30 protein-coding genes are annotated in these 25,352 nt (G+C 73.2%); 17 read left to right on the top strand and 13 right to left on the bottom strand.

The window, feature by feature from the left end:
- The first annotated feature begins 21 nt into the window (after positions 1–21).
- Positions 22–702, top strand: a complete 681-nt coding sequence (locus tag ABZ128_RS25805) for a GPR1/FUN34/YaaH family transporter (RefSeq protein WP_356851197.1) — start codon at positions 22–24, stop codon at positions 700–702.
- Positions 703–800: 98 nt separating this feature from the next.
- Positions 801–1,601, top strand: coding sequence for an SDR family NAD(P)-dependent oxidoreductase (locus ABZ128_RS25810; protein WP_356851198.1), 801 nt, complete (start codon positions 801–803; stop codon positions 1,599–1,601).
- Positions 1,602–1,687: 86 nt separating this feature from the next.
- On the opposite strand, the gene ABZ128_RS25815 is transcribed toward ABZ128_RS25810, so the two are convergent.
- From ABZ128_RS25815 to ABZ128_RS25830, 4 genes are all read right to left on the bottom strand, one after another.
- Positions 1,688–2,608, bottom strand: a complete 921-nt coding sequence (locus ABZ128_RS25815; RefSeq protein ID WP_356851199.1) for a Rieske (2Fe-2S) protein — start codon at positions 2,606–2,608, stop codon at positions 1,688–1,690.
- 123 nt (positions 2,609–2,731) lie between these two features.
- On the bottom strand, positions 2,732–3,256 hold the full coding sequence (locus tag ABZ128_RS25820; protein WP_356851200.1) for a hypothetical protein: 525 nt from the start codon (positions 3,254–3,256) through the stop codon (positions 2,732–2,734).
- A 1-nt stretch (position 3,257) separates the two neighbouring features.
- Complete coding sequence (locus tag ABZ128_RS25825; RefSeq protein ID WP_356851201.1) at positions 3,258–3,800, bottom strand: hypothetical protein; 543 nt, start codon at positions 3,798–3,800, stop codon at positions 3,258–3,260.
- A gap of 868 nt (positions 3,801–4,668) precedes the next feature.
- The gene (locus ABZ128_RS25830; RefSeq protein WP_356851202.1) at positions 4,669–6,162 is read right to left on the bottom strand and encodes an MFS transporter; all 1,494 of its coding nucleotides are present in this window, start codon (positions 6,160–6,162) and stop codon (positions 4,669–4,671) included.
- Between the two features lie 54 nt (positions 6,163–6,216).
- Here ABZ128_RS25830 and ABZ128_RS25835 point away from each other — a divergent pair, with 54 nt between their 5' ends.
- Positions 6,217–7,098, top strand: coding sequence for a helix-turn-helix transcriptional regulator (locus ABZ128_RS25835; RefSeq protein WP_356851203.1), 882 nt, complete (start codon positions 6,217–6,219; stop codon positions 7,096–7,098).
- 26 nt (positions 7,099–7,124) lie between these two features.
- Here ABZ128_RS25835 and ABZ128_RS25840 read toward each other — a convergent pair whose 3' ends face one another.
- Entirely contained in the window at positions 7,125–9,404 is a 2,280-nt protein-coding gene (locus ABZ128_RS25840) for an ATP-binding domain-containing protein (protein ID WP_356851204.1), read from the bottom strand.
- 244 nt (positions 9,405–9,648) lie between these two features.
- Between ABZ128_RS25840 and ABZ128_RS25845 the strand changes: the two genes are divergently transcribed.
- A complete protein-coding gene (locus ABZ128_RS25845; RefSeq protein WP_356851205.1) occupies positions 9,649–9,840 on the top strand; it encodes a hypothetical protein in 192 nt (63 codons plus the stop codon).
- A 50-nt stretch (positions 9,841–9,890) separates the two neighbouring features.
- On the opposite strand, the gene ABZ128_RS25850 is transcribed toward ABZ128_RS25845, so the two are convergent.
- Together ABZ128_RS25850 and ABZ128_RS25855 are read right to left on the bottom strand one after the other, a co-directional pair.
- On the bottom strand, positions 9,891–10,286 hold the full coding sequence (locus tag ABZ128_RS25850; RefSeq protein WP_356851206.1) for a DUF2267 domain-containing protein: 396 nt from the start codon (positions 10,284–10,286) through the stop codon (positions 9,891–9,893).
- Between the two features lie 150 nt (positions 10,287–10,436).
- Positions 10,437–10,871: an Hsp20/alpha crystallin family protein gene (locus tag ABZ128_RS25855; RefSeq protein ID WP_356851207.1), complete on the bottom strand. Its 435-nt coding sequence runs from the start codon at positions 10,869–10,871 to the stop codon at positions 10,437–10,439.
- Positions 10,872–11,087: 216 nt separating this feature from the next.
- Between ABZ128_RS25855 and ABZ128_RS25860 the strand changes: the two genes are divergently transcribed.
- From ABZ128_RS25860 to ABZ128_RS25870, 3 genes are read left to right on the top strand one after another with little or no spacing between them, the layout of a single operon-like run.
- Positions 11,088–12,875 (top strand): thiamine pyrophosphate-requiring protein, encoded by a 1,788-nt coding sequence (locus tag ABZ128_RS25860; protein ID WP_356851208.1) that lies wholly within the window; start codon positions 11,088–11,090, stop codon positions 12,873–12,875.
- Positions 12,876–12,883: 8 nt separating this feature from the next.
- Positions 12,884–13,630: a HemK2/MTQ2 family protein methyltransferase gene (locus tag ABZ128_RS25865; protein ID WP_356851209.1), complete on the top strand. Its 747-nt coding sequence runs from the start codon at positions 12,884–12,886 to the stop codon at positions 13,628–13,630.
- Entirely contained in the window at positions 13,627–14,631 is a 1,005-nt protein-coding gene (locus tag ABZ128_RS25870; protein ID WP_356851210.1) for an iron-containing redox enzyme family protein, read from the top strand. The genes ABZ128_RS25865 and ABZ128_RS25870 overlap by 4 nt, the downstream gene beginning before the upstream one ends.
- A 78-nt stretch (positions 14,632–14,709) precedes the next feature.
- Here ABZ128_RS25870 and ABZ128_RS25875 read toward each other — a convergent pair whose 3' ends face one another.
- A complete protein-coding gene (locus ABZ128_RS25875; protein WP_356851211.1) occupies positions 14,710–15,975 on the bottom strand; it encodes a cytochrome P450 in 1,266 nt (421 codons plus the stop codon).
- A 102-nt stretch (positions 15,976–16,077) separates the two neighbouring features.
- Here ABZ128_RS25875 and ABZ128_RS25880 point away from each other — a divergent pair, with 102 nt between their 5' ends.
- From ABZ128_RS25880 to ABZ128_RS25890, 3 genes are read left to right on the top strand one after another with little or no spacing between them, the layout of a single operon-like run.
- On the top strand, positions 16,078–16,710 hold the full coding sequence (locus ABZ128_RS25880; protein WP_356851212.1) for a nucleotidyltransferase family protein: 633 nt from the start codon (positions 16,078–16,080) through the stop codon (positions 16,708–16,710).
- Entirely contained in the window at positions 16,707–16,961 is a 255-nt protein-coding gene (locus tag ABZ128_RS25885; RefSeq protein ID WP_356851213.1) for a hypothetical protein, read from the top strand. The genes ABZ128_RS25880 and ABZ128_RS25885 overlap by 4 nt, the downstream gene beginning before the upstream one ends.
- Entirely contained in the window at positions 16,958–17,740 is a 783-nt protein-coding gene (locus tag ABZ128_RS25890) for a metallophosphoesterase (RefSeq protein ID WP_356851214.1), read from the top strand. The genes ABZ128_RS25885 and ABZ128_RS25890 overlap by 4 nt, the downstream gene beginning before the upstream one ends.
- A 101-nt stretch (positions 17,741–17,841) precedes the next feature.
- On the opposite strand, the gene ABZ128_RS25895 is transcribed toward ABZ128_RS25890, so the two are convergent.
- Entirely contained in the window at positions 17,842–18,855 is a 1,014-nt protein-coding gene (locus ABZ128_RS25895) for a DNA topoisomerase IB (protein ID WP_356851215.1), read from the bottom strand.
- A gap of 103 nt (positions 18,856–18,958) precedes the next feature.
- Between ABZ128_RS25895 and ABZ128_RS25900 the strand changes: the two genes are divergently transcribed.
- The gene (locus ABZ128_RS25900; RefSeq protein WP_356851216.1) at positions 18,959–20,146 is read left to right on the top strand and encodes a zinc-dependent alcohol dehydrogenase; all 1,188 of its coding nucleotides are present in this window, start codon (positions 18,959–18,961) and stop codon (positions 20,144–20,146) included.
- Here ABZ128_RS25900 and ABZ128_RS25905 read toward each other — a convergent pair.
- Positions 20,136–20,345, bottom strand: a complete 210-nt coding sequence (locus ABZ128_RS25905; protein ID WP_356851254.1) for a CDGSH iron-sulfur domain-containing protein — start codon at positions 20,343–20,345, stop codon at positions 20,136–20,138. The two genes, ABZ128_RS25900 and ABZ128_RS25905, sit on opposite strands and share 11 nt — an antisense overlap.
- Before the next feature lie 233 nt (positions 20,346–20,578).
- Here ABZ128_RS25905 and ABZ128_RS25910 point away from each other — a divergent pair, with 233 nt between their 5' ends.
- Positions 20,579–20,752 carry a CsbD family protein gene (locus ABZ128_RS25910; RefSeq protein ID WP_356851217.1) on the top strand — a complete coding sequence of 58 codons (174 nt, stop codon included), beginning with the start codon at positions 20,579–20,581 and terminating at the stop codon, positions 20,750–20,752.
- Between the two features lie 132 nt (positions 20,753–20,884).
- Positions 20,885–21,382 (top strand): DUF6328 family protein, encoded by a 498-nt coding sequence (locus tag ABZ128_RS25915; protein WP_356851218.1) that lies wholly within the window; start codon positions 20,885–20,887, stop codon positions 21,380–21,382.
- Positions 21,383–21,403: 21 nt separating this feature from the next.
- On the opposite strand, the gene ABZ128_RS25920 is transcribed toward ABZ128_RS25915, so the two are convergent.
- Positions 21,404–21,589, bottom strand: coding sequence for a hypothetical protein (locus ABZ128_RS25920; RefSeq protein WP_356851219.1), 186 nt, complete (start codon positions 21,587–21,589; stop codon positions 21,404–21,406).
- Positions 21,590–21,744: 155 nt separating this feature from the next.
- Between ABZ128_RS25920 and ABZ128_RS25925 the strand changes: the two genes are divergently transcribed.
- Complete coding sequence (locus tag ABZ128_RS25925) at positions 21,745–22,188, top strand: flavin reductase family protein (RefSeq protein WP_356851255.1); 444 nt, start codon at positions 21,745–21,747, stop codon at positions 22,186–22,188.
- A 6-nt stretch (positions 22,189–22,194) separates the two neighbouring features.
- Here ABZ128_RS25925 and ABZ128_RS25930 read toward each other — a convergent pair whose 3' ends face one another.
- Positions 22,195–22,752, bottom strand: coding sequence for an isochorismatase family cysteine hydrolase (locus ABZ128_RS25930; RefSeq protein ID WP_356851220.1), 558 nt, complete (start codon positions 22,750–22,752; stop codon positions 22,195–22,197).
- Between the two features lie 76 nt (positions 22,753–22,828).
- On the bottom strand, positions 22,829–23,302 hold the full coding sequence (locus ABZ128_RS25935; protein ID WP_356851221.1) for a hemerythrin domain-containing protein: 474 nt from the start codon (positions 23,300–23,302) through the stop codon (positions 22,829–22,831).
- 168 nt (positions 23,303–23,470) lie between these two features.
- On the opposite strand from ABZ128_RS25935, the gene ABZ128_RS25940 reads away from it, so the two are divergent.
- From ABZ128_RS25940 to ABZ128_RS25950, 3 genes are all read left to right on the top strand, one after another.
- Entirely contained in the window at positions 23,471–24,169 is a 699-nt protein-coding gene (locus ABZ128_RS25940) for an aspartate/glutamate racemase family protein (protein WP_356851222.1), read from the top strand.
- A gap of 76 nt (positions 24,170–24,245) precedes the next feature.
- Positions 24,246–24,548, top strand: a complete 303-nt coding sequence (locus ABZ128_RS25945; RefSeq protein ID WP_356851223.1) for a hypothetical protein — start codon at positions 24,246–24,248, stop codon at positions 24,546–24,548.
- 50 nt (positions 24,549–24,598) lie between these two features.
- Entirely contained in the window at positions 24,599–25,351 is a 753-nt protein-coding gene (locus ABZ128_RS25950) for a hypothetical protein (RefSeq protein WP_356851224.1), read from the top strand.
- Position 25,352: the final 1 nt, after the last annotated feature.

A 25,352-nucleotide genomic window follows, 5' to 3' on the forward strand; every position in this document is an offset into this window, starting at 1 on the left:
CGCTCGACCGAGGAGGTCGACATGTCGGATCAGGTGCATCGGGTGCCGGACCGGGACGACGCCGTCGCGACGGTCCAGCTGCGTCCGCTGGGCACGCCGCTCCCCCTCGGGTTCATCGGCCTGGCGGCAGGCGCGTTCGTCGTCTCCGGTCTCCAGCTGGACTGGATCGCCTTCTGGGAGGCGAGGGTGGTGGCGCTGGTGCTTCTCGCCTTCACCTTCCCCACGCAGCTGTTCGCCGCGGTACTCGGCTTCCGGTGCCGTGACAGCGTGGTGGGGACCGCCCTGGCCGTGCTCGCCGCCACCTGGCTGGCCACCGGCGCGATCCTGGGGGCGGGACCCCCGGGCGGCGTCAGCAAGGCCCTGGGCCTGCTGCTCCTGGTCTCGGGCGTGGCGCTGCTGGTCCCGGTGGGCGCCGGCGGCCGCTCCCGGGTCCTGGTGTCCGGCGTGCTCGGGCTCGCCGCGCTGCGCTTCCTGCTGACCGGCGTGTACGAGCTGTCCGGGGTGAACGGCTGGGAGGTGGCGGCCGGCGTCACCGGGCTCGTGTCGGCGGCCCTGGCGCTGTACGCGGCCCTCGCCTTCGCGGTGGAGGACACCCATGACCGGGCGGTGCTCCCCGTCGGCCGGGCGGGCGGCCGGCCGCCGGTGGGACCGCGCGGACCGGGGGGCGTCGCCGCCGAGCCGGGCGTGCGCCCGCAGCTGTGAGCGGCTCCCCCGGTCGGCGAGCGGCCGGACGCGAGCGGCAAGACGGCGAGCCGCAACGGGCCGGCGTAGCGGCAACCCGGCGGGGGTAGGCGCCGCGCATGAACACCGCGCGTCCACTGGCGGTCGTCACCGGCGCCTCCTCCGGGATCGGCTTCGAGCTGGCCCGGGAGTTCGCCCTGCACGGCCACGACCTCCTCGTCAACGCCGAAGACGCGGCGCTGGACGCGGCGGCGGAGCGGCTGGCGGTCCATACGGAGCAGGTCCGGGCCGTACGGGCGGACCTGGCCACCTTCGACGGCGCCGAGACGCTCGTCCAGGAGGTCCGGGCCGGGAAGCGGCGGATCGGCGCCGTGGTCCTCAACGCCGGGATCGGGCGGGGCGGCGCCTTCCTGGACACCGATCTCGCCGATCTGGCCCGCGTGATCGACGTCAACATCGTCTCCACGGTCCATCTGGCGCGGCGGCTGCTGGAGGACATGCGGGACCAGGGCGAGGGGCGCCTGCTGATCACCTCGTCCGTCGCGGCCGGGATGCCGGGCCCCTTCCACGCGGTCTACAACGCCTCCAAGGCGTTCCTGCACTCGCTCGGACTCGCGCTGCGCACCGAGCTGGAGGGCACCGGGGTCACGGTGACGGTGCTCCTGCCGGGCCCCACGGACACGCACTTCTTCGTACGGGCGGGCCTGCTCAACACGCGGATCGGCCGGTCCCGCAAGGACGACCCGGGCGTGGTGGCCCGGCAGGCGTACGAGGCGCTGATGGCGGGGCGGGCCCAGGTGGTGGCGGGCTCCCTGCGCACCCGCGGCCAGGAGCTGGCCGCGCACGCCCTGCCCGTCCGAGCGAAGGCGGCCCTGCACCGGCGGATGGCCGAGCCGGGCCGCAGCAGCAGCCACCTGTAGGCCTTGCGGGCCGAGCCACCTGCAGGCCCGGTGGGCGGGCGGACGCCTAGGCTCCCGGCTCCTCGGCGGGCGGACGCCCCGGCGGCTCAGCTCCGCGGGCGCGACTCGTGGAAGCGGAGCAGCCGGGCCTCGACGTGTCCGTCCACGATCCGCGTCTCGAAGGCGGGCTGGGGGGCGGTGGCGGGCCCTTCGACGTTCCAGCCGTCGGAGAGGCGGAAGCGGCTGCCGTGCCAGGGGCAGCGGACACAGCCGTCGGCGATCTCCCCCTCGGACAGCGGTCCGCCCATGTGGGCGCAGCGTTCGGCCAGCACGCGGATCCCGCCCCCCGCCTCGCGCACGGCGAGCACGTCCACTCCGTCGACGGAGGTGCGCACCGCCCGCCCCACCGCGAAGTCCGGGACGGGTCCGAGGCGGTGCCAGCCCTCATCCACCAGGTGGGCCACCTCCTCGGCGTGGTTCGCCCCCGCGGCCTGCCGGTAGGCGAGGTGCCCGCCGAGTGCCCCGCCCACCCCGACCGCGGCGAGTCCCGCCATGGCCAGCGCCTTGCCCCGCCAGACGCGCCCGCGGGTCCGGGCCACGAAGGAGCTCGCGTAGAGGAGGACCCCGGCGGAGTTGGCGAGTGCGTGCACCAGGCCGACCCGGGCCTGTTCGGGCGGCAGCTCGGCCCAGTCGGTCCAGCCGGCGACCGCGGCGGGAGCCGCGGCGGCCAGCCCGGCACCGACGAGGGCGTGGGCCGCGCGCCGCTGGCCGGGGAGCAGGTCGAGGACCGCCGCCGAGAGCCAGGTGCCGATCGGCACTTGGACGAGGAGGGGGTGGGCCGGGTGGCCGAGGGGACGGCCGTGCAGTACGTCGCGCGCCTCCCCCAGGGGCAGGGCCCGTACCGCCCGGCGGATCGCGCCGATCAACGCGTCGGCCTGCGGCGCCTGTTCCAGCCGTTCCACGGCGGCCAGGACCGGGCCGGGTCCCGTCGCGCTGGTGCGGGCCGGGGCGCCGAGTGTGGAAACCATCCGTCGTGTGTTCATGTCCGGCGCCTACCCCGGACGGCCACGGGTATGGATGCGCGCCCGGGGGACCGGAGGTTTCCGTGTCCCGGCCGGGCGCGCGGCGGATCTCGGTGCGCTGCCTGGCGTTCAGGTCTTGAGCAGGCGCGTGAAGAAGGAGCGGTAGCGCTGCAGTGCGAGCCGCAGCTCCTCGGTGGCGACCTCCTCGCCGCGGGTCCACTGGCCTTCCAGGTCCTGCTTGTGCGAGTTGAACGTCTGGGCGAGGGTCTGCATCACCTCGGCGACGAGGGTGTCCGCGGCCCTCACCGCTTCCTGGGGTTCGTCGACGAACCGCCCCTGGATCTCGCTCCATTCGGTCTGGAACCGCTCGGCCTCGTCCCGGGCCAGCAGCGGTTCGTCCTGCTCCGCGCCGGTGTCCCGTGCGGTGGTTGCGCCGGCGCCCGTCTCGTCGGCCGCTTCGGCCTCCCCGGTCTGCGCGCCGGTGTCCCCTTCTTCTTCGCCGGCGTCGGCACCCGTGGCCTCGCCCGTGCCCCAGCCTGCCGTCGCCTCGCCGGGGTAGACGGCCGTGTCCCGCTCCTTGTCGGGGTGGGCCAGGTTCTCGGTGGTCAGACCGCCCTCACCGGGCCGGTCGGCCGCGTCGTCGTTCACGTGCATGTCATCGCCCTCCTTCCTCGCTGAGGAGTTCCTGGAAGAGGGCGCGGTAGTGCACCATGGCGCCGCGCAGCTCCTCCGTCGTCGCCTGTCCCCCGCTGCTGCGTACGTTCACCTCGTGGGCGGCGCGGTAGTGCTCCAGGGTCCGGCCGTGGTCGACGGACAGGTCCCGCAGCTGGTGCTGGTAGCCGTCGGTCGGGTATCCCCGCTCGCGCATGAGCCGGGTCACCAGCTCGTCGGCCTCGCCCACGGAGTCGGCCGGGCGGTCCACGAACCGTTCCTGCACTTCCCGCCAGTCGTTGGCGTACTGCTCGCGGCGTGCCGGGGGCAGTTCCTTGATCTCCAGCTTCTCGTGGCGCTGCTCCCGCGCCCGCAGTTCGCGCTCGGCGGCCATCCGGCCGCCCTCGGCCTCGACCGTGCGGTCGTACTCCGGTCCGAACTGCTCCCGCAGGTGCCGTCGGCGCGACATCAGCCACAGGCCCACCGCGAGGGCGATCAGTACCACCACGACGGGAACGATGATCGCAATGAGCGTGCTCGTCGCCATCAGGACCTCCAGTCCCTGCCCTCACCCGTGCATTCGCCCGGCGCCTGCCCCCGGCCCCACTGCGCAAACCAGGCCTGCGACGGCCGCCAGGACGGCCCGCGCACCCACCGTCACGCCGTGCGGGCGCCCTGCCGGGCCGAACATGCCCGCGCCGATGGCGTGTTCGTCCGGGGGGGGCGGGTGCGGTGCTGCCTGCCGGCCGGGACCGGTTGCGCAAGGGGATACGACGGGGGCCCAGATCCCCGGCCGGGACCGGGCCCGGAAGGGGGCGGTCGGGGCATCGGGCGCCGGCCCGGACCGGCCCCGTGAGGGGGGTGGCCGGGGCGTTGGGCGCCGGCCCGGACCGGCCCCGAGAGGGAGGTGCGGTCGGCCGGTGGTGGGGACCTGCGAGAAGAGGGGGCGTCCGGCCCGGTGACGGTACGGGGCGGGCCCGTGCCCGTCACCAGCCACCGCCGGGTCCCCCGCTCCCGCAGGCCCTCATCCCGCCCCCGTCTCCGCCTTCAGGGACCGCTACGGACCAGCCCGGCGGCCCCCCTCTTCTCGCAGGTTCCGACCACCGCCCACCAAGTCCTCCCTCCCGGGACCGATCCCGACAGCATCCACCCCCGTCACCGACCCCCGGACCCCTCCGCACCCCCGACCCGCCACGTCGACTTGGGTGGTCGTCGGCCCCTGGGTCGGGGAGCCGTGGCGTGGGGGCATGCTCGACGGGGCGCCCGCCGCCTTCGGCGTCCGGATCGTGAGCCCGCTCGCCCAGATCGGAATCGAGCGGATGATGCCGGTCTGGGTGCCGGGCCGGCCGCGCCGCCCCGAGGACGCCGCAGGCGGGCGGTACGGAGCCTGCGCCCTGACCCCGCTCAGGCCGGGTTCACCGCACCACGCGTGGCAGGCGCAGGCTCAGCAGCACCGTCGCGCCGACCATCGCCAGCTGGACCAGCAGGGTCACGGTGAACGCGTCGCGCATGCCGTGGGCCGGGGTCAGGGAGAGGAAGAGGGTGCCCAGCGTCGCCACGCCCAGGGCGAGCGCCGACTGCTGACCGGTGATCATGATTCCGCTGCCGACCCCGGCCCGGGAGGCCGGCACGTCGGAGAGCATCAGCCGCATCAGCACCGGCAGCTGCAGACCCTGCCCCAGGCCGGCGACGGCGACTCCGGGCGCCAGCTCGCCCAGGCCCAGGCCCGTCCAGTCGCCGCGGAGCGCGAGCAGCAGCAGGGCGATGCCGACGGCCTGGATCACCCCGCCCGCGGTGACCACGCGGCTTCCGAACCGGCCGACCAGCCGGGGCCCGGCGAGCGAGGCGGCGAAGAAGGCGAGCGCCATCGGCACGAGCGCGAGCCCCGCCGGGACCGGACCCTTACGCAGGCCCTGCTGGAGGACCACGGCGACCACGAACATGAAGCCGCTGAAGCCGATCGAGAAGGGCACCAGCATCACCAGTCCCCGGCGCAGCGACTGCAGGCGCAGCAGGCTCGGCGGGACCAGCGGAGTGCGGCCCAGCCGGTCGGCGCGGCGCTCGGTCAGGTAGAAGGCGGCGGCCGCGAACGGGACCAGGGCCAGCGAGACCCACGTCCACAGGGGCCATCCGGCGGCCCGTCCCTCGGTCAGCGGCAGCAGCAGGCAGACGAGCGACAGGGCGAGCAGCAGCGTGCCGGGCACGTCGACCGACGCCGGCCGGTCCGAACGCGTCTCCGGGACGGCCCGGACGGCGAGCACCAGGCCCAGCACGGCCACCGGAACGTTGACGAGGAACACCGAGCGCCAGCCGGAGCCGGCCACGTCGGCGGCGACCAGGACGCCGCCCAGGATCTGACCGACGACCATGGACAGCCCGGCGGTCGCCCCGTACAGGCTCATCGCCCGGGCCCGGCGCGGTCCCCGGGTGGTGGCCTGGATGGTGGCGAGCACCTGCGGCAGCATCAGCGCCGCCGCGGCCCCCTGGGCGACCCGTGCCGCCACCAGAGTCCAGGCGGTCGGCGCGAGGCCGCAGGCCAGCGAGGTGGCCCCGAACGCGGCCATGCCGATCAGGAACAGCCTCCGGCGCCCGGCCGTGTCGCCGAGGCGGCCACCGAGGACGAGGAGCACGGCGTAGGCCACCCCGTAGCCCGCGACGACCAGCTCCAGGAGCGCGGGACCCGCCGCGAGGTCGGCGTCGACGGCGGGGAGCGCCACGTTGACGATGAAGAAGTCGATCAGGGGGAGCGCCGCGCCCAGGAGCACGGTGAACAGCCCGAGCGGGCCGATGACCGCTGCCTCCGGGGCAGCGGCGGTGGACGGGTGGGACGCGCGGGACGTGCGTACGGTCGTTTCGGTCACGACCCCGACGATGCCCCGGCGCCCAGCCTGGTACCAGAGTCTCCTCATCCTGGTACCAGGACTACCTGGCAACGGGATCAGGGGTGCGGCACCCTGGAGCCCATGACCACTGTCGCACCGGCCACCGACGTCCGCCGGCACGAGCTGGCCGAGTTCCTGCGCAGCCGCCGCGAGCGGATCACCCCGGAGCAGGTCGGGCTGCCGCGCGGCCCCAGGCGCCGCACCCCGGGGCTGCGCCGCGAGGAGGTCGCGCAGCTCTCCGCCGTCGGCGTCACCTGGTACACGTGGCTGGAGCAGGCCCGCGAGATCCAGGTGTCCCCGCAGGTCCTGGACGCCCTCGCCCGCGCGCTGCTGCTGGACTCCAGCGAGCGGTCCCACCTGTTCGCCCTGGCCGGCAGCACCGACCCGACGCCGTACGCGCCCTGCCCGAGCGTCACCCCGGCCCTGCGGGCGATGCTCGACCAGTTGTCGCCCGTCCCGGCCTGCATCCAGAACAGCCGGTACGACATCCTCGCGTACAACACGACGTACGGGCGGCTGCTGTGCGACCTGGACGCGGTGCCGCCCGAGGACCGCAACTGCCTGTGGCTGATGTTCACCCACGCGGACTGGCGTGCGGCCCTCGTCGACGAGGCCGAGGTGGGCCGGACGATGGCGGCCAAGTTCCGGGCCTCGATGGCCGAGCACCTGGCCGAGCCCGCGTGGAAGGCCCTGCTGAAGCGGCTGGAGGCGGCCTCGGCGGAGTTCCGGGAGGTGTGGGCGCGCCACGAGGTGGTCACCCAGGCCGGGAAGGCGAAGCACATCCGCAACGCGCAGGTCGGGATGCTGCACCTGGAGCACACCAATCTGTGGCTGGGCCCGGCGGCGGGGCCGCGTCTGGTGACCTACGTACCGCTGGACGAGGAGAGCCGGCGGCGGCTGGAGATCCTCGAAGGCCTGCATGCAAGCCACGGCCTGTCCGCCCCGGCGCCCGCCGCCGTCTGAGCCGGGGCCGGCCGGCCCCCCGGCCTCTAGACCGCGAGCCCCTCGGGCAGGCTGCCCGTGTGCACCACCCCGAGGGTCTGGGTCGCCCGGGTCAGGGCCACGTAGAGGTCGCTCGGCTGGTGGTCCGCGGGTTCCACGACGATCACCGAGTCGAACTCCAGGCCCTTGGCCTGGCGCGGCTCCAGCAGGACCACCGCACGGGTGAGGTCCGGCTCCTCCCCCGCCCGTACGTCCGGGAGCGCCTGTGCGAGCGCCGTGTGCAGGGGGCGGGGTGCGATGACAGCGAGCCTGCCCTCGGCCGGGGTGCCCTCGCGGACCGCCTCGGCCACCGCGGTGGCGAGTTCTCCGGTGGAGGCGGTGGCCCGGAGCCAGGGGCGCCGGCCCGTTGACCGTACGGAGCGCGGCGGTTCGAAGCCGGGGTGGCGGGCGCGCAGCACGGCGGCGGCGAGATCCATGATCTCCGCGGGGGTGCGGTAGTTGACGCCGAGCCGCACCAGCTCCCAGCGGTTGCCGACGTACGGTTCCAGGATCCGCTGCCACGAGCCGCAGCCGGCCTCGTCGCCGGTCTGGGCGGGGTCTCCCACGAGGGTCATGGAGCGTGTCGGGCAGCGGCGCATCAGCAGCCGCCAGGCCATCGCGGACAGTTCCTGCGCCTCGTCGACGATGACGTGCCCGAAGGCCCAGGTGCGGTCGGCGGCGGCCCGCTCGGCCGTGCTGCGGTGGTCGGCCTCCTCGTGCCGCTCCGCCATCCGCTCCGCGTCGATGATGTCGTGCGCGGCGAGGTACTCGTTCTCCGTGTCCTCGAACTCGTACGACTCCGAGCCCTGCGAGAGGTCCAGGACGCCCTGCGCGTAGGCGATGCGTTCCAGCCGCTCGCGTTCCTCGGCGGCGCGCTGGGCGCTGTCGTCGATGCCGAGCAGTTCGGCGGCCTCGTCGAGCAGCGGGACGTCGGCGGGCGTCCAGTCGTCGGCGCCGCCGGGGTCGCGGCGGATCAGCTCGGCGTCGTGCGGGGCGAGATGGGTGGGCTCGGCGAGGAAGTCCGAGACCAGCTGACGGGGGGTCAGGGGCGGCCAGAGGCTGTCGATCGCGGCGTGCACCTCGGCACTGGTCGCGATCTCCTTGCCGAGCTGGGCGAGGTCGTCGGGGCCCAGCAGGTTGGGGCCGCCGTAGGGGTCCGCGCCGAGCCGGTCGGCGAGCTGCTCGGTGAGGGCGTCGATGACGCGGAAGGCGAAGTAGGGGCGGGCCAGGTTGTGCGGCAGCCCCGTCGCGCGGGCCCGGTCGCGGGCCTCGTAGGCCATGGTGCGGTCCAGCAGCAGGGTCCCGTAGTCGTCATGGTCGATCTCCAGGGCCGGTTCGGGCACCGTCGCACTGTCCTCGCCGCTGCCCGCGGGGACGGTCTCCGGCAGCGCCTGCCGGTCGCGCACCACCTGGGCGAGGACCTCGGCCATCTCGGCACGGCCCTTGACCGCGGCGGCGCCGGGCCGGTCGGTGGCGGTCGCCCGGATGCCGGGGAACAGCTCGCCGACGGTGGCCAGCAGCACCCCGGTCTCGCCGAGCGCGGGGAGCACCTCGCCGATGTAGCCCAGGAAGGCGGGGTTCGGTCCGACGATCAGCACACCGCGCTTGGCGAGCAGTTCGCGGTGCGCGTAGAGGAGGTAGGCGGCCCGGTGCAGGGCGACCGCGGTCTTCCCCGTTCCGGGTCCGCCCTCGACGACCAGCACGCCGCGGTGCGTCGAGCGGATGATGTGGTCCTGCTCCGCCTGGATGGTCTGCACGATGTCGTGCATGCGGCCGGTGCGGGCGGAGTCGAGCGCGGCGAGCAGGACGGCGTCCGCCGCAGCCCCCTCGAAACCGGTGCGTTCGGTGTCGGTGAGGTCCAGGATCTCGTCGTGCAGGGCGGTGACCTGCCGCTCGCGGGTGGTGATGTGCCGGCGTCGGCGCAGTCCCATGGGGAAATGTCCGGTGGCGAGGTAGAACGGGCGCGCGACGTCGGCGCGCCAGTCGAGTACGAGCGGGGTGCGCTCGGCGTCGTCCTGCCTGATTCCGATGCGGCCGATGTGGTGGTCCTGGCCGTCGGAGAACTCCAGCCGGCCGAAACAGAGACCGGTCTCCCCCGAGTTCAGCGCGGAAAGCAGACCCGACTGCTCGGCGACCAGCACATCCCGCTCCAACCGCGCCTGGAGGCCGGTCCCCTGCTCCCCCAGGGCTCCTCGTACAGCGCGTTCGGCCTGGTCGCGCAGGTCGTCGAGACGTGCGTAGAGCTCGTCGATGAATTTCTGCTCGCCACGGAATTCCTCGTTTGACAATTCCACTCCCGACCCGATACAGTGTCCCCGTAATGCTTTTTCATGCCGCGCTCCAACGTGGCTTGAAACATCAAATATACCCAGAGAAATACCCCGGGCGTCAATTGCACCGGGGCTTTTTTGTGTCCGGGGACGGGGGGGCTCGGCGGTGGGCGGGATCACCCGCGTGGACCACCCGCCGGGCCGGGTCGGGCGGGCGCTGGTTTCGTGGGAGGAAGTGCTGTCCACCCCCACGGAGACTCACATGTACGAAATGCACGTCGGTGAGGCTGTCACGGGAAGTGGCCTGGTGTGGCACGTCGTCGCCCGCGACCACTCCGCCACGCTGTGCGGCCAGCCTCTCCGGCCCGGCGGCAACGCCGAGACGGACCGCCACTGCCTGCCCTGCATGGCGGCGTTCCAGGAGTCCATGCAGCGGGCCGCGACCGACTCGTGACCGTGCCCACGGCGCTCGGGCCGCGGGCACGGACGGGGGGGCGGGCCGGGTCAGCCGGCCCGGACGTGTCCGAAGAGGAGCTCATAGCCGGGCGGCAGCTGGAGCAGCAGCCGCCGGGTGAGGTCCTCGCCGGCGGCCTCGGCCGCCACACTGAGCACCGCACCCACGTCCCATTTGGCGGTTTCCTCGGTGGCGCCGTCGATCCAGGCCGCCGTGGCGCGGACGAACCGCTCGGGGGAGAGCGGTTCCGCTGCCTGCAGGGGGTTCAGCAGGATCAGGGCATAGGTTTCCGGCAGGCAGGCCGCCAGTTCGGTGCGGTCCGTGCCCACCAGGTGGGCACCGAGCAGCGCGAGGACCACTCGGGCCGCTCGGTCGGCTTCGTAAGCGGTGTCGTATGCGCCGCGTTCCTGTACGCGGTCGAGGAACGCATCGCGGTGCATGGCCATGGTGCCGCCCTCGGTGGGGTTCGAGCGCAGGGCGGGGTTGCCGGAGGGAGGTGGCCCCTCGCCCTGCGCCGTCCGGTGGGCCGGCCGGCGCGGTCCGGGTGGCCCGGCCGGGCCGGCTGCGACGGTCGGCTGGGGATCGGCGGCGGCAGGTCAGCCGCGGATCTCCTTGCGTCCGCCGGTGTTGCCGATTTCGATCTTCCGCGGCTTGGCCCGCTCGGCGATCGGGATGCGCAGGGTCAGGACACCCGCGTCGTAGTCGGCCTGGATGTGCTCCGTGTCGAGGGTGTCCGCCAGCATGAGCTGGCGCGAGAAGACACCCAGCGGCCGCTCGGAGAGCTCCATCTGGACGTCCCCGGCCTTCGCCGTCGGCCGGCGCTCGGCCTTGACGGTCAGCATGTTCCGCTCGACGTCGATGTCGATGGCGTCGGTCGACACGCCGGGCAGGTCGAATGCGATCACATACACATCGCCCTCGCGGTACGCGTCCATCGGCATGATCGACGGCTTCGACCAGGTGCCGGTCGACCCCGTCAACTGCTGGGTGAGCCGGTCGAGCTCGCGGAACGGATCGGTGCGCATCAGCATCGTCAAACACCTCCGGTCGGTTCAGGCAGTACTGCCCATGCGCTTCCAGATGCCTCCGTTGTAGCACGTCATCGAAACGATGACAATCCCTGCGTCATCCATTCGGTGACCAAGGCCCCGTTCGGCGGCGTGCGTTTGTGGCGCTTGTTACGGGTTAGCCGCGCTACAGGAAACCCACCTGGTCGGGCGGGTCGGACGGTTGCGAAGGGAGTCCCCATGAAGGTGTCGGACCATCTGCTGGGCCGGCTGCGCGAATGGGGGGTGGAGCACGTCTTCGGCTACCCGGGCGACGGCATCAGCGGCCTGCTCGCGGCCTGGGGGCGGGCGGAGGACCACCCGCGGTTCATCCAGGCCCGGCACGAGGAGATGGCCGCCCTCCAGGCGGTGGGGTACGCGAAGTACTCCGGGCGCACCGGCGTGTGCGTGGCCACCTCCGGTCCCGGCGCCATCCACCTCCTCAACGGCCTCTACGACGCCAAGCTCGACCACGTGCCCGTCGTCGCCATCGTCGGGCAGACCGACCGGACCGCACTGGGCGGCGCCTACCAGCAGGAGGTGGACCTCCTCGCCCTGTTCAAGGACGTGGCCTCGGACTTCTGCGAGATGGTGACCGTCCCCCAGCAGCTGCCCAACGTGCTGGACCGCGCCCTGCGCATCGCGACGGCCCGGCGGACCGTCACCGCCGTCATCGTGCCCGCCGACGTGCAGGACCTGCCCTACGAGGCGCCCACCCACGCGTTCAAGATGGTGCCCTCCAGCCAGGGCGTGGGCCGCTTCGCGCCCGTCCCGGCCGACGAGGACCTCGCCCGCGCCGCGCAGGTCCTCAACGCGGGCGAGAAGGTCGCCATGCTGATCGGCCAGGGCGCCCGCCACGCCCGGGCCGAGGTCGAACAGGTCGCGGAACTGCTGGGCGCGGGCGTGGCCAAGGCCCTGCTCGGCAAGGACGTCCTGCCCGACACGCTGCCCTTCGTCACCGGGTCGATCGGCCTGCTCGGCACCCGGCCCTCGTACGAGATGATGCGCGACTGCGACACCCTGCTGGTGGTGGGATCGAGCTTCCCGTACAGCCAGTTCCTCCCCGAGTTCGGCCAGGCGCGCGCGGTGCAGATCGACATCGAGCCGTCGATGGTGGGCCTGCGCTACCCCTTCGAGACGAACGTGGTCGGCGACGCCGCCGAGACGCTCAAACGGCTGGTCCCGCTGCTGGAGCCGAAGGCCGACCGGTCCTGGCGGGACGGGATCGAGCAGGCCACCGCCCGCTGGTGGGAGGTGATGGAGCGCAGGGCCGAGGTCCCCGCGGACCCGGTGAACCCGGAGCACGTGGTGCACGCGCTGGACGCGCTCCTCCCGGACGACGCCATCCTGGCCGCGGACTCCGGTTCGGCCGCCAACTGGTACGCCCGGCACCTGCGGATCCGCGGGAGCATGCGCGGCTCCCTGTCGGGGACCCTGGCGACGATGGGACCCGGTGTCCCGTACGTCATCGGCGCGAAGTTCGCCTTCCCGCAGCGGCCCGCGATCGCGATCGTCGGTGACGGCGCCATGCAGATGAACGGCATGGCGGAGCTGATCACCGTGGCCAAGTACCACCACCGGTGGTCCGACCCCCGGCTGATCGTCGCCGTCCTCAACAACCGGGACCTCAACCAGGTGACCTGGGAGATGCGCTCCCTGGAGGGCATGCCGCAGTTCGAGGAGTCGCAGCAGCTGCCCGACGTGCGCTACGCCGATTTCGCGGCCCAACTGGGCCTGGGGGGCGCCAGGATCGAGCGCCCCGAGGACGTGGAGCCGGCCTGGCGCCGGGCACTGGCCGCGGACCGGCCCTTCGTGCTCGACTTCCGCACCGACCCGGCGGTGCCGCCGATCCCGCCGCACGCCACCTTCGACCAGGTCAAGGCGACCGCCGGAGCGGTGCTCCATGGCGACAGCGACCGGGGCGCCATGGTCCGGCAGGGCGTCAAGGCGAAACTCCAGGACTTCCTGCCCGGTGGGAGCAAGGGGTGAGCGTGCGCATGACGACCGTACTCGACCGCCACAGCCGGTTCCGGGACCTCGCCCGCCTCTGGCGGCTGCCCGGTGTCTACGCACCCCAGGAGGACACGTACCTGCTGGCCCGGGCCCTGGACGCGGAACTCGCCCCCGGCATGGACGTCCTGGACATCGGTACGGGGAGCGGGGCGCTCGCACTCCGGGCGGCGCGCGGCGGTGCCCGGGTGACCGCGGTGGACGTCTCCTGGCGGGCCGCGCTGACCGCCCGGCTCAACGCGGCGCGGGCCGGGCAGCCGATCACCGTGCGGCGCGGCGGGATCGAACGGGCCCGGCCGGAAGGGCCGTTCGACCTGGTGGTCAGCAACCCGCCGTACGTGCCCGCCCCCGACCACCGGCTGCCCCGGCGCGGGCCGGCCCGCTCCTGGGACGGCGGCCGCGACGGGCGGCGCATCGTGGACGGGATCTGCGCGGCCGCGCCCTCGCTGCTGAAACCGCGGGGCGTCCTGCTGATCGTGCAGTCGGCGCTGTGCGGCACCGACGCCACCCTGGAGGCCCTCGGCCGGGCCGGTCTGGACGCCGAGGTGGTGGACCGCGATCACATCCCCTTCGGCCCGGTGCTCCGCTCGCGGCTGCCCTGGCTCAGGAGCCAGGGGCTGGTCGAGCCGCGCCAGGAGACGGAGGAGCTGGTGGTCATCCGCGCCGAACGCCCCCGCCCGGGCCCCGGGCGCCGCGGGCCCCGTACCTCGCGCACCCCGGAGGAGACCCGATGAGTCCGGCCGAGCCGCCCCGCCTGCCACAGCCCCGCGGCCCGCTGTCCCGGGCCGTCGTGGCCTCCCTGGAGGACCGCCCCGCCACGGCGGGCGCGGCCGGGCGCACGGCGGACTCCGACCCGTACGGGGACGACCTCCAGCTGGCCCTGTACGTGCTCTACGAACTGCACTACCGCGGCTTCGCGGGAGTGGACGAGACCCGGGAATGGGATCCGGAGCTGCTGCGCCTGCGCCGGACGCTTGAGGAGCGCTTCCTGGAGGCGTTGCGCGCGGACACGCCCCGGGGCGGCGGGGTCGAGGAGGTCTTCGACGCGTTGCTGGTCGAGCCGGTGGACCACACGGACAGCGTCTCGGGCTTCCTCCAGCGCGACGGCGAGCTGTGGCAGATGCGCGAGTACGCGGCGCTGCGGTCGCTGTACCACCTGAAGGAAGCCGACCCCCACGCCTGGGTGATCCCCCGGCTCACCGGGCGGGCGAAGGCGGCGATGGTCGCCGTCGAGTACGACGAGTTCGGGGCCGGCCGGGCCGAGCGGGTGCACGCGCGGCTGTTCGCCGAGCTGATGGCTGACCTGCGGCTGGACACCGCGTACGGCCACTACCTCGACGCGGCACCTGCCGAGGCGCTGGCGACGACGAACGTGATGTCCCTGTTCGGGCTGCACCGTGCGCTGCGCGGGGCACTGGTGGGCCACTTCGCCTGCGTGGAGGTGACCTCTTCACCCGGATCGCGCCGGCTGGCCGCGGCCATGCGGCGCCTGGGGGCCGGGGCCGCCGCCGAGCACTTCTACGCCGAGCACGTGGAGGCGGACGCCGTGCACGAGCAGCTCGTACGCCGCGAGGTCATCGCCGGTCTCCTGGAGGACGAGCCGCACCTCGCGGCCGATGTCGCCTTCGGCGCGCAGGCGACGACGCTGCTGGAGGACCGCCTCGGCGGCGCCCTCCTCGGCGCCTGGCGGCGCGGGGACTCCGCCCTGCGGCTGCCCCTCGCGGTGGCCGCCTGAGCGCGAGCGCCCGACGGCCCCGCCCCGCCCCGGTCCGTCCGGGGGCGGGGCTGGGCCGTCGGCGGCGGGGCGGGGCCGTCAGCCGGCGGGGCCGAGGACGAAACCGCTGCGCGGGCGGGTGGGCATCCGGTTCAGCGGGATGGTGAGGTCCTGCCCCGGCACCGGGCTGCGGTCGAGGCGGCCGAGTGCGGCGCTCAGGGCCGTCAGCACGGCGACGGCGACGTCCTCGCCGGGGCACCGGTGCCCGGTGCGGGGGTCACCGCCGCCCTGGGCGATCAGCCCGGCGGATCCGGGCTCACGCCCGAGGAAGCGCTCCGGCTCGAAGCGGTAGGGCCGCTCGAAGAGGACGGGGTCGTGGTGGTGTCCGTAGACATCGAGCAGGACGAGGGTGCCCTCTGGGATCGGCTGTCCGGAAAAGTCCAGGTCACCGGCGGCAAGGCCGGCCAGGAAGGGCACGAAGGGGTAGAAGCGGCGCACCTCGTGGGCGAAGGCCCGGGCGTACGCGCCGTCGTCCGCGCGCAGCCGCTCGCGCAGGGCGGGATTGCGGTGCAGGGCGTGCGCGGCGAAGGCGGCGAACCAGGCGACCGCCACCGTGGGCCGGATGATGTTGAGCAGTTCCACGGCGGCGGTCCGCGGGCCGGGCATGCCCCCGTCCGCCTCGCGGTGGTCGGCCACCGCCTCCAGCACGGTGCGGTGCGGGCCGGGCAGCGTGAAGGCGCCGTCACGGCCGCCGAGGTGCGGTACCCCCGCCCGTACGTCGGCGATCGTCCGTGCCAGCGCCTGCTCCTGGCGCTCACGGGCGCGCCGGGCCTTCCAGTGGCGCGGGCCGGCGGTCGCGAAGCCGTCGACCATGGCCACGCAGTCCTCGGCGATCTCGCGGGCCGCGTCCTCGGGGACGGGCAGGCCGACCCAGTCGCACACCGCCTCGGCGAGCACCGTGGCCGCCTCGTCGAACAGCACCGCCTCGCGGCCCCGGCTGTCCTCCACGGCGCTGCGCCAGCGGCTCTCCACCCGCTCCACCAGGGCGGCGACGCCCTCGGCGGACATCAGCAGGGAGACGAACATCGCCTTGCGGGCCCGGTGGGCCGCGCCGTCGAGGGTGTGCACGGCGCCGCGGCCGAAGAGCGTGTCCAGCACGGGCCCCGGCAGTGCTCCCTCACGCCGCACGTGCTGCTCGTCGTAGAAGAACTCCACGGCCTGCGGGCCGTGCAGGACGACGGCGCGCCGGCCCATCAGGCGGGCGCGGACCGGGCCGCCGGTGCGGCTGCGCCGCCGCAGGTCGGGCAGCCAGGCGTAGCCGTGGGCGAGCAGGGAGAGAGTGCTGTCGATCATGGGGTAGGACATGCCGGGCGCCTACCCGTCGGGAAGATCCGCACTCCCGCCGGCTTTCGGGGGGTCTTGGGGGCCGCCAGGTTTCGGGGGCGCCTGAGTGGTAAGGCGTGCCGCATGACGCAGAAGGCAGCGCTTCCGGCCGATCGGGACCTTCCGGTCGACGACACGCGTCGGCTGCCCAAGGACCACACCCAGGCGATCCTGGAGACGACCAAGCGGGTGGCCGCCCTGTTGAAGGCGTCCGGGCAGCCGTTCGCCCTCGCCGGCAGTGTCGCCGCCTTCGCCCACGGGCTGCCCGCCGGCTTCCAGCACGACACGGACTTCTGCGTCCGGCCCGAGGACGCGGACACGGCCGTCAAGGCGCTGGAGGACGGCGGCATCGCGATGCGCCAGGCGCCGGAGGACTGGCTGGTCAAGGGGCGCTCCGGCGGCGAGGAGATCGACCTGATCTTCGAGCTCGCCCGGCGGCCCGTGAACACGGAGCTGCTGGAGCGGGCCGTACTGCGGCCGGTGGACTCGGTGTGGATGCCCGTCCTCGCGCCCACCGACCTCATGGACAGCCGTCTCGCCGCGCTGTGCGAGCACTACTGCGACTTCGGGGACCTGCTGCCGATGGCCCGGATGCTGCGCGAACAGATCGACTGGGACCGGCTGAGCCGGGTCCACCGCTCGGCCCCGCTGGCCGACGCGTTCTTCTACCTTCTGGAGCGGCTCGGGGTCATCGATCGCCCGGAGGCGACGCCATGACGGCGGACGACATCATCGAGTACCGCATCGCCCATCTCCTGGAGCGCCTCGCCCGCGAGGACGTCGCCGAGCTCGGGCTGCGGATCGAGGCCAGGGGCACGCACACGCTGATCTCGGGCTGCGTCAGCAGCGCCGACACCCGGGCGGAGATCCTGCGGATAGCCCGGGAGGAGCTGGCCGGGCTGGCGTGGCACGAGGATCTGACCGTCAACCGGGCCGATCCGCCCGGCCGGGCCGAGGAGTTGTCATGATCAGGGTCGCGGCCGTCGGCGACATCCACCTGGGCCCGGGCAGCGAGGGCCGGCTGCGCCCGGCTTTCGCCACCCTCGGGGAGTGCGCCGACCTGCTCCTGCTGGCCGGCGACCTGACCCGGCACGGCACGGCGCAGGAGGCCCGCGTGGTGGCCGGGGAGGTGGCCGGGCTGCCGGTGCCCGTGGTCGCGGTGCTCGGCAACCACGACTACCAGAGCGACCAGGACAAGGAGGTCGTCCGGGAGCTGGCGGCGGCGGGGGTCCATGTGCTCGAAGGCGACGGGGTCATGCTGGACATCGGGGGCACCAGGGTGGGGGTCGCGGGCACGAAGGGCTTCGGCGGGGGCTTCGCCGGACGCAGTGGCAGCGAGTTCGGCGAGCCGGAGATGAAGTCCTTCATCCGCTACACCCGGCGCTGTGCCGAGGGGCTGAGCCGGTCGCTGCGCGATCTGCACGCCGCGGGCAGCAGCGTGCGCATCGCGCTGACCCACTTCGCCCCGGTGCCGGACACGCTGGCGGGCGAGCCGCTGGAGATCTACCCCTTCCTGGGCAGCTACCTCCTGGCTGAGGCGATGGACGAAGCGGGTGCGGACCTCGCCGTGCACGGCCACGCCCACCGCGGCACCGAGCACGGCATGACGGCGGGCGGGATCCGCGTCCGCAACGTCGCCATGCCGGTCATCGACCGGGCCTTCGCGGTGTACCACCTCCCCACCGACGGGGCGGGCGCCACGGCGGCGGGCGGGCCCGACGGCGACGGTACGTGGCCCGGCCGCTGAGGGACGGGATGTCGCACCGGCATGGCCGCACCGCCGAAGCGGTGCGCGGCCCCGACGGGCCGTGCGCCCGGCTGCTGCCGGCGGCCCGGCGGACGGCCCGGTCAGCCGAGCAGGTCCAGGACGGCCGCCTCCACCTCGCCGTGGGTGGCCGGATGGCCGTACGCCACGTGCAGGCCGAGCCGGTCCAGCACCGGCCTGATCGTCACGCCGCTCGCGTAGAGCTCGAAGAGCCGGGGGTTGATGTACGAGGCCCTGCACACCGCCGGCGTGTTCCCGAGGTAGGTGCTCACCTCGCGCACGGCCCTGGCCTGAGCGCTCGCGCGCCGGGCCCGCGAGTCCCGGGCGACGCCCTCGGACACGGCGAGGGCCACCGCGGCCAGGACCGTCGCGTGCCAGGTACGGAAGTCCTTGGCCGTGATGTCGGTACCGGCCCGGCTGCGCAGGTAGCCGTTCACGTCGGCGGCTGCGACGTCCTGCCAGCCGCGCCCCTGCCGGTAGACGAACAGCTGGGGCCGGTCGTCGCGGCGGCGCAGCAGGGACCGCACGACCGCGTAGGCGCCGGGGTCCACCAGGGCGCGCGTCTGCTGCTGTCCGGCCTTGCCCGGGTAGCGGAAGCAGACTTCCCCGCGGCTGCACGAGGCGTGTTCGCGCAGCAGGGTCGTCAGGCCGTAGGCCTCGTGGTCGCGCCGGTACGCCACTCCGCCGACGCGGAAGAAGCCGAGGTCGAGCAGGCGGGCCGAGCAGGCCAGCACCCGCTCCCGGCCGAGGCCGCGGCCGCCGAGGTCCGTCTCGATCCCCCGGCGCAGCCGCGGCAGCCTCGTCGCCACGTCCAGCACGTGCTCGTGCTTGGCCGCTTCCTGCTGCTCCCGGAACCGCTGGTGGTACAGGTACTGGCGGCGCCCCGCCGCGTCGGTGCCCATGGCCTGGATGTGGCCGCCCGGCCACGGGCAGATCCACACGTCGGTCCAGGCGGGCGGGATCACCAGGGCGCGCAGCCGGGCCAGTTCCGCCCGGTCGGTGACCGGCTCGCCCGCCTGGTCCAGGTAGCGGAAACCCCGCCCGTGGCGGACGCGGCCGTATCCGGGACGCTCGGGGTGACTTGTGCGCAGCCGCATGGCTCTCCTCGCGGTCACCGGACATCTGCCCTGTCCGGCCGCGTATAGTCGCGGGCCCGTCCGGGCAGGCGCGGAGCAGTCCGTCCCTCTGGAGGCGATAGCGATGCGCGCGTTGACGTGGCAGGGCACACGGAAGGTGAGCGTGGAGAGCGTTCCGGATCCGCGGCTGGAGGAGCCGGACGACATCGTCGTGAAGGTGACCTCGACCGGGATCTGCGGCTCCGACCTGCACCTGTACAACCTGATGGGGCCCTATCTGGAGCCCGGTGACGTCCTGGGGCACGAGGCCATGGGCACGGTCGAGGAGGTCGGCCCCGAGGTCACCACGCTGCACCACGGCGACCGGGTGGTCGTACCGTTCAACATCTCCTGCGGCCGCTGCTTCATGTGCGACCAGGGCCTGCACTCGCAGTGCGAGACCACGCAGGTGAAGGAGTACGGCAAGGGCGCGGCGCTCTTCGGCTACACCAAGCTGTACGGGCAGGTGCCGGGCGGACAGGCGCAGTACCTGCGCGTGCCGTTCGGGGACACCCTGCCGGTGAAGGTGCCTCAGGGGCCGCCGGACGAGCGGTTCGTGTACCTGTCGGACGTGCTTCCGACGGCGTGGCAGGCCGTCGAGTACGCCTCCGTCCCGCCGGGCGGATCGCTCACGGTGCTCGGCCTCGGGCCGATCGGGCAGATGGCGGCGAGGATCGCACTCCACCGGGGTGCGCGGCTGGTGGTGGGCGTCGACCTGGTCCCGGCCCGGCTGGAGCGGGCCGCCTCGTTCGGGGTCCACGCGATGGACCTGCGGCAGTACGGGGCCGGCCTGGCCGAGGCCGTCCGCGACCTCACCGACGGGCGGGGCACCGACTCGGTGATCGACGCGGTGGGGATGGAGGCGCACGGCGCTCCGCTGGCCTCGGCGGCGCAGCGGATCACCACCCTGCTGCCGGACGCCCTGGCCCGGCCGCTGATGGAACGGGCCGGGATCGACCGGATGGAAGCGCTGCACACCGCGATCGACGTGGTGCGGCGCGGTGGCACCGTGTCGGTGTCGGGCGTCTACGGCGGGGCGGCGGACCCGATGCCGCTGCTGACGATGTTCGACAAGCAGATCCAGCTGAGGATGGGCCAGGCCAACGTACGGGCGTGGGTGCCCGACATCCTCCCGCTGCTCGGCGGCGATTCCGACCCGCTGGGCGTGCAGGGTTTCGCCACGCACACCATGCCGCTGGAAGACGCCCCCAAGGCCTACGCGATGTTCCAGCAGAAGGAGGACGGCATGATCAAGACACTGCTCACTCCGTGACCCGGGCCTGCTGCTCCCGCTGCCGGTTCGCGGGCCCGCGGGCGCGGTGACTGGTGTCGCACCACGGGTAGATCCGGCTGCGGCCGCACATGCACAGCGCGACGACGCAGCGGTCTGAGCGGGCCGTGGAACCGTCGTCGAGCACCACCTCGACGGGCCCCTCGACGAGTACGGGACCGGGATCGGCGCCCCGGTCCATCCTCACGCGGCGCGGGAGGCGCACGCAGGCCCCGCCCGCCTCGTCCACCGCGCCGGCCTCGTCCACCGCGTCCGTCATCGCGCCTCCTCGGGGTCGCTCCCACCGCTGGGGCGGCTACCCGCTCCGCCCGGCCCTACGCGGCGGAACGTACGAATTCGGGTCCGCGGGCGTTTACCTCGGCGCTGACGGGTCAGACGCTGCAACGTCCGAAGTCCCCCATCTGCGGAGTGATCATGTCTGGAGACCAGAAGGCCAAGGCCAAGGCAGAGCAGGCCAAGGGCAAGCTCAAGGAAGCCGCCGGCCGCACCATGAAGGACGAGGAAATGACCGCCGAGGGACGAGCGGACCAGGCCAAGGGAGACGCCCGCCAGGCCAAGGAGAAGATCAAGGACACGCTCAAGGACTAGCGTCGTCGATCGCTCCAGTTCTTCTCGCGCACACGCGCATGCGCGCACACTGCCGTCCGGGGCGGCCCGCAGGGGCCGCCCCGGACGCAGCAGCATCGCCTCTTCTTCGATCCACGGCGGAAGGGAGCCGTCATGCCGGGCAGGGCCGAGTTCCGGACGGACGACGGCAGGCACGAATCCCCTGAGCAGCGCGCGGACCGGCAGTGGCAGGAGCTGGTCCAGGAGATCCGGGTGGCCCAGACCGGCGTACAGATCCTCTTCGGCTTCCTGTTGACCGTGGCCTTCACCACGCAGTTCCAGAGCCTCGCGGAGACCGACAAGACGATCTATCTGATCACCGTGGTCCTCGGGTCGCTGGCCACCGGGGCGCTGATCGGGCCGGTCGCCTTCCACCGCATGGTCTCGGGGCGCCGTATCAAGCCCCAGGCGGTCGTATGGGCCTCCCGGCTCACCTTCGCCGGGATCATCCTGCTGCTGGCCACCCTGGTCGCCGCCCTGTTCCTCATCCTCCGGGTGACCACGCACGACGCCCTGGTGCCGTGGCTGGTGGGCGGGGTGCTGATCTGGTACCTGCTGTGCTGGTTCGCCCTCCCGATGTGGGTCCGCAGCCGCCACACCTCCGAGGACTGATCTGCGCCGGCACCGGCCGCGTCAGTCCGGGGGCTCCGGCACCGTTCCCGGCTCGGGCTCGGGGGACGCGGGCGCCGGTTCGGCCGGGCGGCGGGCGGGGTCGGCCGGCTGCGGGTCCCGGGGAACCGGATCGGGTGACTCGGGGGTGGGTCCGGGGCCCTCCGGTTCCGGCTCTGCGGCCCGCTCCCGCACGGTGGTGCGTTCCATACGGCTCACCTCGACTCCTCGCTCGTCCGTACGCCCCGCATCTGCCCGGGCCCACCCGGCTCAACCGGCCGGGGTTCGACGCCGTCGGCCGGGGTAGCCGCCCTGACGTGACGGAACAGGATCTGGATGGCTTCACCGATGTGCTCGACGGTCCGATGTACGTGGTCACGGCCGCGGCGGGCGGTGAGCGGTCGGGCTGCCTGGTGGGTTTCGCCTCGCAGTGCTCGATCCGACCGCCGCGCTTCATGGTGTGGCTCTCCACGGCCAACCACACCTTCGGCGTCGCGCGCCGGGCCTCGTACCTCACCGTGCACCTGCTGCGCAGCGACCAGCTGGCGCTGGCTGAGCTGTTCGGCGGGGAGACCGGCGACCGCGTGGACAAGTTCGACCGGGTCGCCTGGCGGCCCGGAGCGGAGGGCAGCCCGGTGCTGACCGACGCCTGTGCCTGGTTCACCGGCCGGGTCGAGTCCTGCCTGGAAGGCGGCGACCACGTGGGCTTCCTGCTCTCCCCCACCGAGGAGTCCGCGCCCCTCCCGGAGCGCCCCGAGTTGCTCCGGTTCCGCGACGTCAGGCATCTGGAGCCCGGTCACCCCGCCTGAGCCCGGTCACCCCTTCGGGGCCTGACGGGGCGCGAAGGCCTCGCGCGCGGGCCGGATCTCCGCGTCCATGTTGACTTCCATCATCCGCAGGGCGGCCTGCGCGAGTTCGGCGTGGATGTGCGCGACCGCGTCCTCCACGACCGTCACGTCCAGGTGGCGGATGTGGGCGTCCAGGGCCGAGTACAGCACGCACTGCTCGGTCACCTGGCCGCACAGCACCAGGTGACCGACCTCCAACTGGTTGAGGAGGTAGCCGAGCGGGGTCTCGAAGAAGATCGAATGCCGGGCCTTGACGACGAAGAGGGAGTTCTCGTCGGGCTCGACCGGCTTGACCAGGTCGCCGTGGGGCCCCGAGAGGGCGGCTGCGAGGATCTCCCCGTGGTGGGAGCGCCATTGCCCGAAGTTGTCGTTCACGAAGATGACGGGGATCTCGCGCTCGCGGGCCGTCTCCAGGAGCGTCACGACGCCGGGGAGCGCCTCGCGGACGGACGGCAGGAGCAGCTCGGCGTCCTTGTGCTCATAGGTGTTGACCATGTCGATGACGATGAGCGCGCTGCCGGCCACGTCCGTCCCGCCTTCCGTCCGCCGGTCCCCCGCCCGGCTCCCCCGCTCCCTGCTCCCCTGCTCCGCCGCTCCGCGGCTACTCCTCGGCGCTCGGCACCTGCAGCGGGTCCTGCGGCGCCGTCTTCTTGGCCTCCTCCATCTGCTCGCCCAGCTCCTTGAGCCGGTTGCGGCCCATGGCCTTGCGGACCTTGGGGAACCAGTCCTGTTCCTCTTCCTCCACGTGGTGGCGGACGTTCTCCATGAGGACCGACATCTTCGCCTCGTGGCGCTCGTCCGACGGGTCCATGCCCTTCAGCTCGGAGAGCATCCACATCACCACGTGGTGCTCCTCGACGCTCTCCAGAACGTGGTCCTTGGTCTCCGGAACCGCCTCCCGCGCTGCCGGGTAGAAGATGCGTTCCTCGATCCAGGCGTGCGTGGTGAGTTCGCCGATGACCTCCTCGGCGATCTCCTTCCGCTCCTCCAGCGCGTCTTCGTCGGTCTTCTCGAAGCGCTTGAACAGCTTCTCCACCGTCTTGTGGTCCTCTTTCAGCAGCACTATGCCGTCCATGCGCTCTTTCTCCCTCGGCAGCTCGGCGGTGAGTCCGCTTCCCGGCGGGCGCCTACCCAGCGGCGCGCACTGCACGCCGCCACACCAAGTCAAAGCGATCCTTATGGATCTTCACTCTGTTAAAGTATCGACTTATCAACGGTCGTCTCTGAGACGGGTGATTACGCCATGAAGACCATCGGACTGCTCGGCGGGATGAGCTGGGAATCGACCTCCGCCTACTACCGCCTGCTGAACGAGCTCACCCGCGACCGGCTCGGCGGCCTGCACTCGGCGCGCTGCGTGGTCTATTCCGTCGACTTCGCCGAGATCGAGCGACTCCAGGCCGAGGGCCGGTGGGCGGAGGCCGGCGACCTCCTGGCGGCGGCCGGCCGGCGACTGGAGGCAGCGGGGGCGGAGCTGGTCCTGCTGTGCACCAACACCATGCACAAGGTCGCCGACCGCATCCAGGAGGGCATCGCGGTGCCGCTGCTGCACCTGGCCGACGCCACCGCGGACGCCGTGCGGGCGGCGGGCCTGCGCCGGGTGGGCCTGCTCGGCACCGCCTTCACCATGGAGCAGGAGTTCTACCGCGGGCGGCTCGCGGCGAACGGACTCGACGTACGCGTCCCGGAGGCGCCCGGGCGCGCGCTCGTCCACCGCGTGATCTACGAGGAGTTGTGCCGGGGCATCGTGCGCGAGGCGTCCCGCACCGCCTACCGGGAGGTGATCGGGCAGCTCGTGGCCGAAGGGGCGCAGGGCGTCATCCTCGGCTGCACCGAGATCGAGCTGCTCATCGGCGCGGACGACAGCCCGGTCCCCGTCTTCCCCACGGCCCGCATCCATGCGGAGGCCGCCGTGGCGGCCGCCCTGCCGCCCTTGGCCTGAAACAGCCGGTAGCCGGAAACAAGCCGTCCCCCGCATGCCATCATTCGGCGCATTCACATGGGCACAGGGGGTAACCATGGTCATCGAGAACTGGCAGCAGGCCGCAGTGGCCGGGATCATCGTCCTGGCGGCGGCCTTCGTCCTGTGGGCCCTGCGCCACCGGATCAAGAAGATCCGGGTGCGGCTGTGGAGCGTGGCCGTGGAAGCGGCGGACGAGCCGGACCCGAACGAACAGGTCGTGCACTCCAAGCGCTCCAGCATCCGGAAGTCGCTGATCAGCACCGTCAAGGACGGCAAGATCGGCCTGGTGGACTCGAAGGTCAAGAAGAGCGCGATCGTCGTCCGCAAGGACGACGACCCCGAGCCCGGCGCCGGCTGAGCGGCCGTCAGCAGCACGCAGGGGACGCCGACCTCCGGGGGGAAGAGCACGTGCACGTGGACCGGGCCGAGCAGCTGGCCCATGCGAACCGTCTGATCGGCGCCGACGCATCCCACCGCGCGCTCTTCTTCGAGGGCGCGGAGGGTATCGGCAAGACCGCCCTGCTCATCGAGGTGCACCGCCGCCACGGCGACAGCACGGTCTGCTACGTCGACCTCGGCACCACCTGGACCCTGCTGGACGTGCTCAACTCCATCGCCCGGCAGGCGGACGAGCAGGGCATACCCATGGACGCCTTCAGGGCGCTCAAACAGCGCTACGGTGACCTGCCGCCCGTGAACCTCCAGGGCCTGTCGATGAACCGGTCGCACCTCGACCTCGCCCTCAGCGTGAACGCGGACCGGGAGACCCAGACCTCCGCACTGAGCGACGAGATCGTCGCCCGCCTGGCCGAATCGGCATCCGCCGACGGCTCCGGCCCGGTCGTGGTGCTCGACGCCTTCGACCGGTGTGAACCCCCGATGCAGGGCTGGCTCAGCGGCGGTTTCGTGCCGGACCTGCTGGCCACCCGCCGCATCACCGTGCTCCTCGCCGGGCGGACCGTCCCCGGCCTCTCCCACCCGTACTCCGGTGTCGTGCAGAACCTGATCCTGCCCCCGTTCGACACCGCGACGGTCCGCGAGTGGATCGAGCTGGCCGGTATCGACGAGCTCAAGGACGCGGCCGAGGAGCTGCACGCCCACTCGGGCGGACTGCCTTCCGCCATCGCGGAGTTCCTGTCGCACTTCAAGCGGGAGAACTGAC

This window comes from Streptomyces sp. NPDC006326, assembly GCF_040612915.1.
In the GTDB taxonomy this organism is placed as follows: domain Bacteria; phylum Actinomycetota; class Actinomycetes; order Streptomycetales; family Streptomycetaceae; genus Streptomyces.

Bases quoted from the DNA above. Each gene is read 5' to 3' on its own strand.
- ABZ128_RS25805 (WP_356851197.1), top strand. From the start codon at position 22: ATGTCGGATCAGGTGCATCGGGTGCCGGACCGGGACGACGCCGTCGCG.
- ABZ128_RS25810 (WP_356851198.1), top strand. From the start codon at position 801: ATGAACACCGCGCGTCCACTGGCGGTCGTCACCGGCGCCTCCTCCGGG.
- ABZ128_RS25815 (WP_356851199.1), bottom strand. From the start codon at position 2,608: ATGGTTTCCACACTCGGCGCCCCGGCCCGCACCAGCGCGACGGGACCC.
- ABZ128_RS25820 (WP_356851200.1), bottom strand. From the start codon at position 3,256: ATGCACGTGAACGACGACGCGGCCGACCGGCCCGGTGAGGGCGGTCTG.
- ABZ128_RS25825 (WP_356851201.1), bottom strand. From the start codon at position 3,800: ATGGCGACGAGCACGCTCATTGCGATCATCGTTCCCGTCGTGGTGGTA.
- ABZ128_RS25830 (WP_356851202.1), bottom strand. From the start codon at position 6,162: ATGAGGAGACTCTGGTACCAGGCTGGGCGCCGGGGCATCGTCGGGGTC.
- ABZ128_RS25835 (WP_356851203.1), top strand. From the start codon at position 6,217: ATGACCACTGTCGCACCGGCCACCGACGTCCGCCGGCACGAGCTGGCC.
- ABZ128_RS25845 (WP_356851205.1), top strand. From the start codon at position 9,649: ATGTACGAAATGCACGTCGGTGAGGCTGTCACGGGAAGTGGCCTGGTG.
- ABZ128_RS25850 (WP_356851206.1), bottom strand. From the start codon at position 10,286: ATGGCCATGCACCGCGATGCGTTCCTCGACCGCGTACAGGAACGCGGC.
- ABZ128_RS25855 (WP_356851207.1), bottom strand. From the start codon at position 10,871: ATGCTGATGCGCACCGATCCGTTCCGCGAGCTCGACCGGCTCACCCAG.
- ABZ128_RS25860 (WP_356851208.1), top strand. From the start codon at position 11,088: ATGAAGGTGTCGGACCATCTGCTGGGCCGGCTGCGCGAATGGGGGGTG.
- ABZ128_RS25865 (WP_356851209.1), top strand. From the start codon at position 12,884: ATGACGACCGTACTCGACCGCCACAGCCGGTTCCGGGACCTCGCCCGC.
- ABZ128_RS25870 (WP_356851210.1), top strand. From the start codon at position 13,627: ATGAGTCCGGCCGAGCCGCCCCGCCTGCCACAGCCCCGCGGCCCGCTG.
- ABZ128_RS25875 (WP_356851211.1), bottom strand. From the start codon at position 15,975: ATGTCCTACCCCATGATCGACAGCACTCTCTCCCTGCTCGCCCACGGC.
- ABZ128_RS25880 (WP_356851212.1), top strand. From the start codon at position 16,078: ATGACGCAGAAGGCAGCGCTTCCGGCCGATCGGGACCTTCCGGTCGAC.
- ABZ128_RS25885 (WP_356851213.1), top strand. From the start codon at position 16,707: ATGACGGCGGACGACATCATCGAGTACCGCATCGCCCATCTCCTGGAG.
- ABZ128_RS25890 (WP_356851214.1), top strand. From the start codon at position 16,958: ATGATCAGGGTCGCGGCCGTCGGCGACATCCACCTGGGCCCGGGCAGC.
- ABZ128_RS25895 (WP_356851215.1), bottom strand. From the start codon at position 18,855: ATGCGGCTGCGCACAAGTCACCCCGAGCGTCCCGGATACGGCCGCGTC.
- ABZ128_RS25900 (WP_356851216.1), top strand. From the start codon at position 18,959: ATGCGCGCGTTGACGTGGCAGGGCACACGGAAGGTGAGCGTGGAGAGC.
- ABZ128_RS25905 (WP_356851254.1), bottom strand. From the start codon at position 20,345: ATGGACCGGGGCGCCGATCCCGGTCCCGTACTCGTCGAGGGGCCCGTC.
- ABZ128_RS25910 (WP_356851217.1), top strand. From the start codon at position 20,579: ATGTCTGGAGACCAGAAGGCCAAGGCCAAGGCAGAGCAGGCCAAGGGC.
- ABZ128_RS25915 (WP_356851218.1), top strand. From the start codon at position 20,885: ATGCCGGGCAGGGCCGAGTTCCGGACGGACGACGGCAGGCACGAATCC.
- ABZ128_RS25920 (WP_356851219.1), bottom strand. From the start codon at position 21,589: ATGGAACGCACCACCGTGCGGGAGCGGGCCGCAGAGCCGGAACCGGAG.
- ABZ128_RS25925 (WP_356851255.1), top strand. From the start codon at position 21,745: ATGTACGTGGTCACGGCCGCGGCGGGCGGTGAGCGGTCGGGCTGCCTG.
- ABZ128_RS25935 (WP_356851221.1), bottom strand. From the start codon at position 23,302: ATGGACGGCATAGTGCTGCTGAAAGAGGACCACAAGACGGTGGAGAAG.
- ABZ128_RS25940 (WP_356851222.1), top strand. From the start codon at position 23,471: ATGAAGACCATCGGACTGCTCGGCGGGATGAGCTGGGAATCGACCTCC.
- ABZ128_RS25945 (WP_356851223.1), top strand. From the start codon at position 24,246: ATGGTCATCGAGAACTGGCAGCAGGCCGCAGTGGCCGGGATCATCGTC.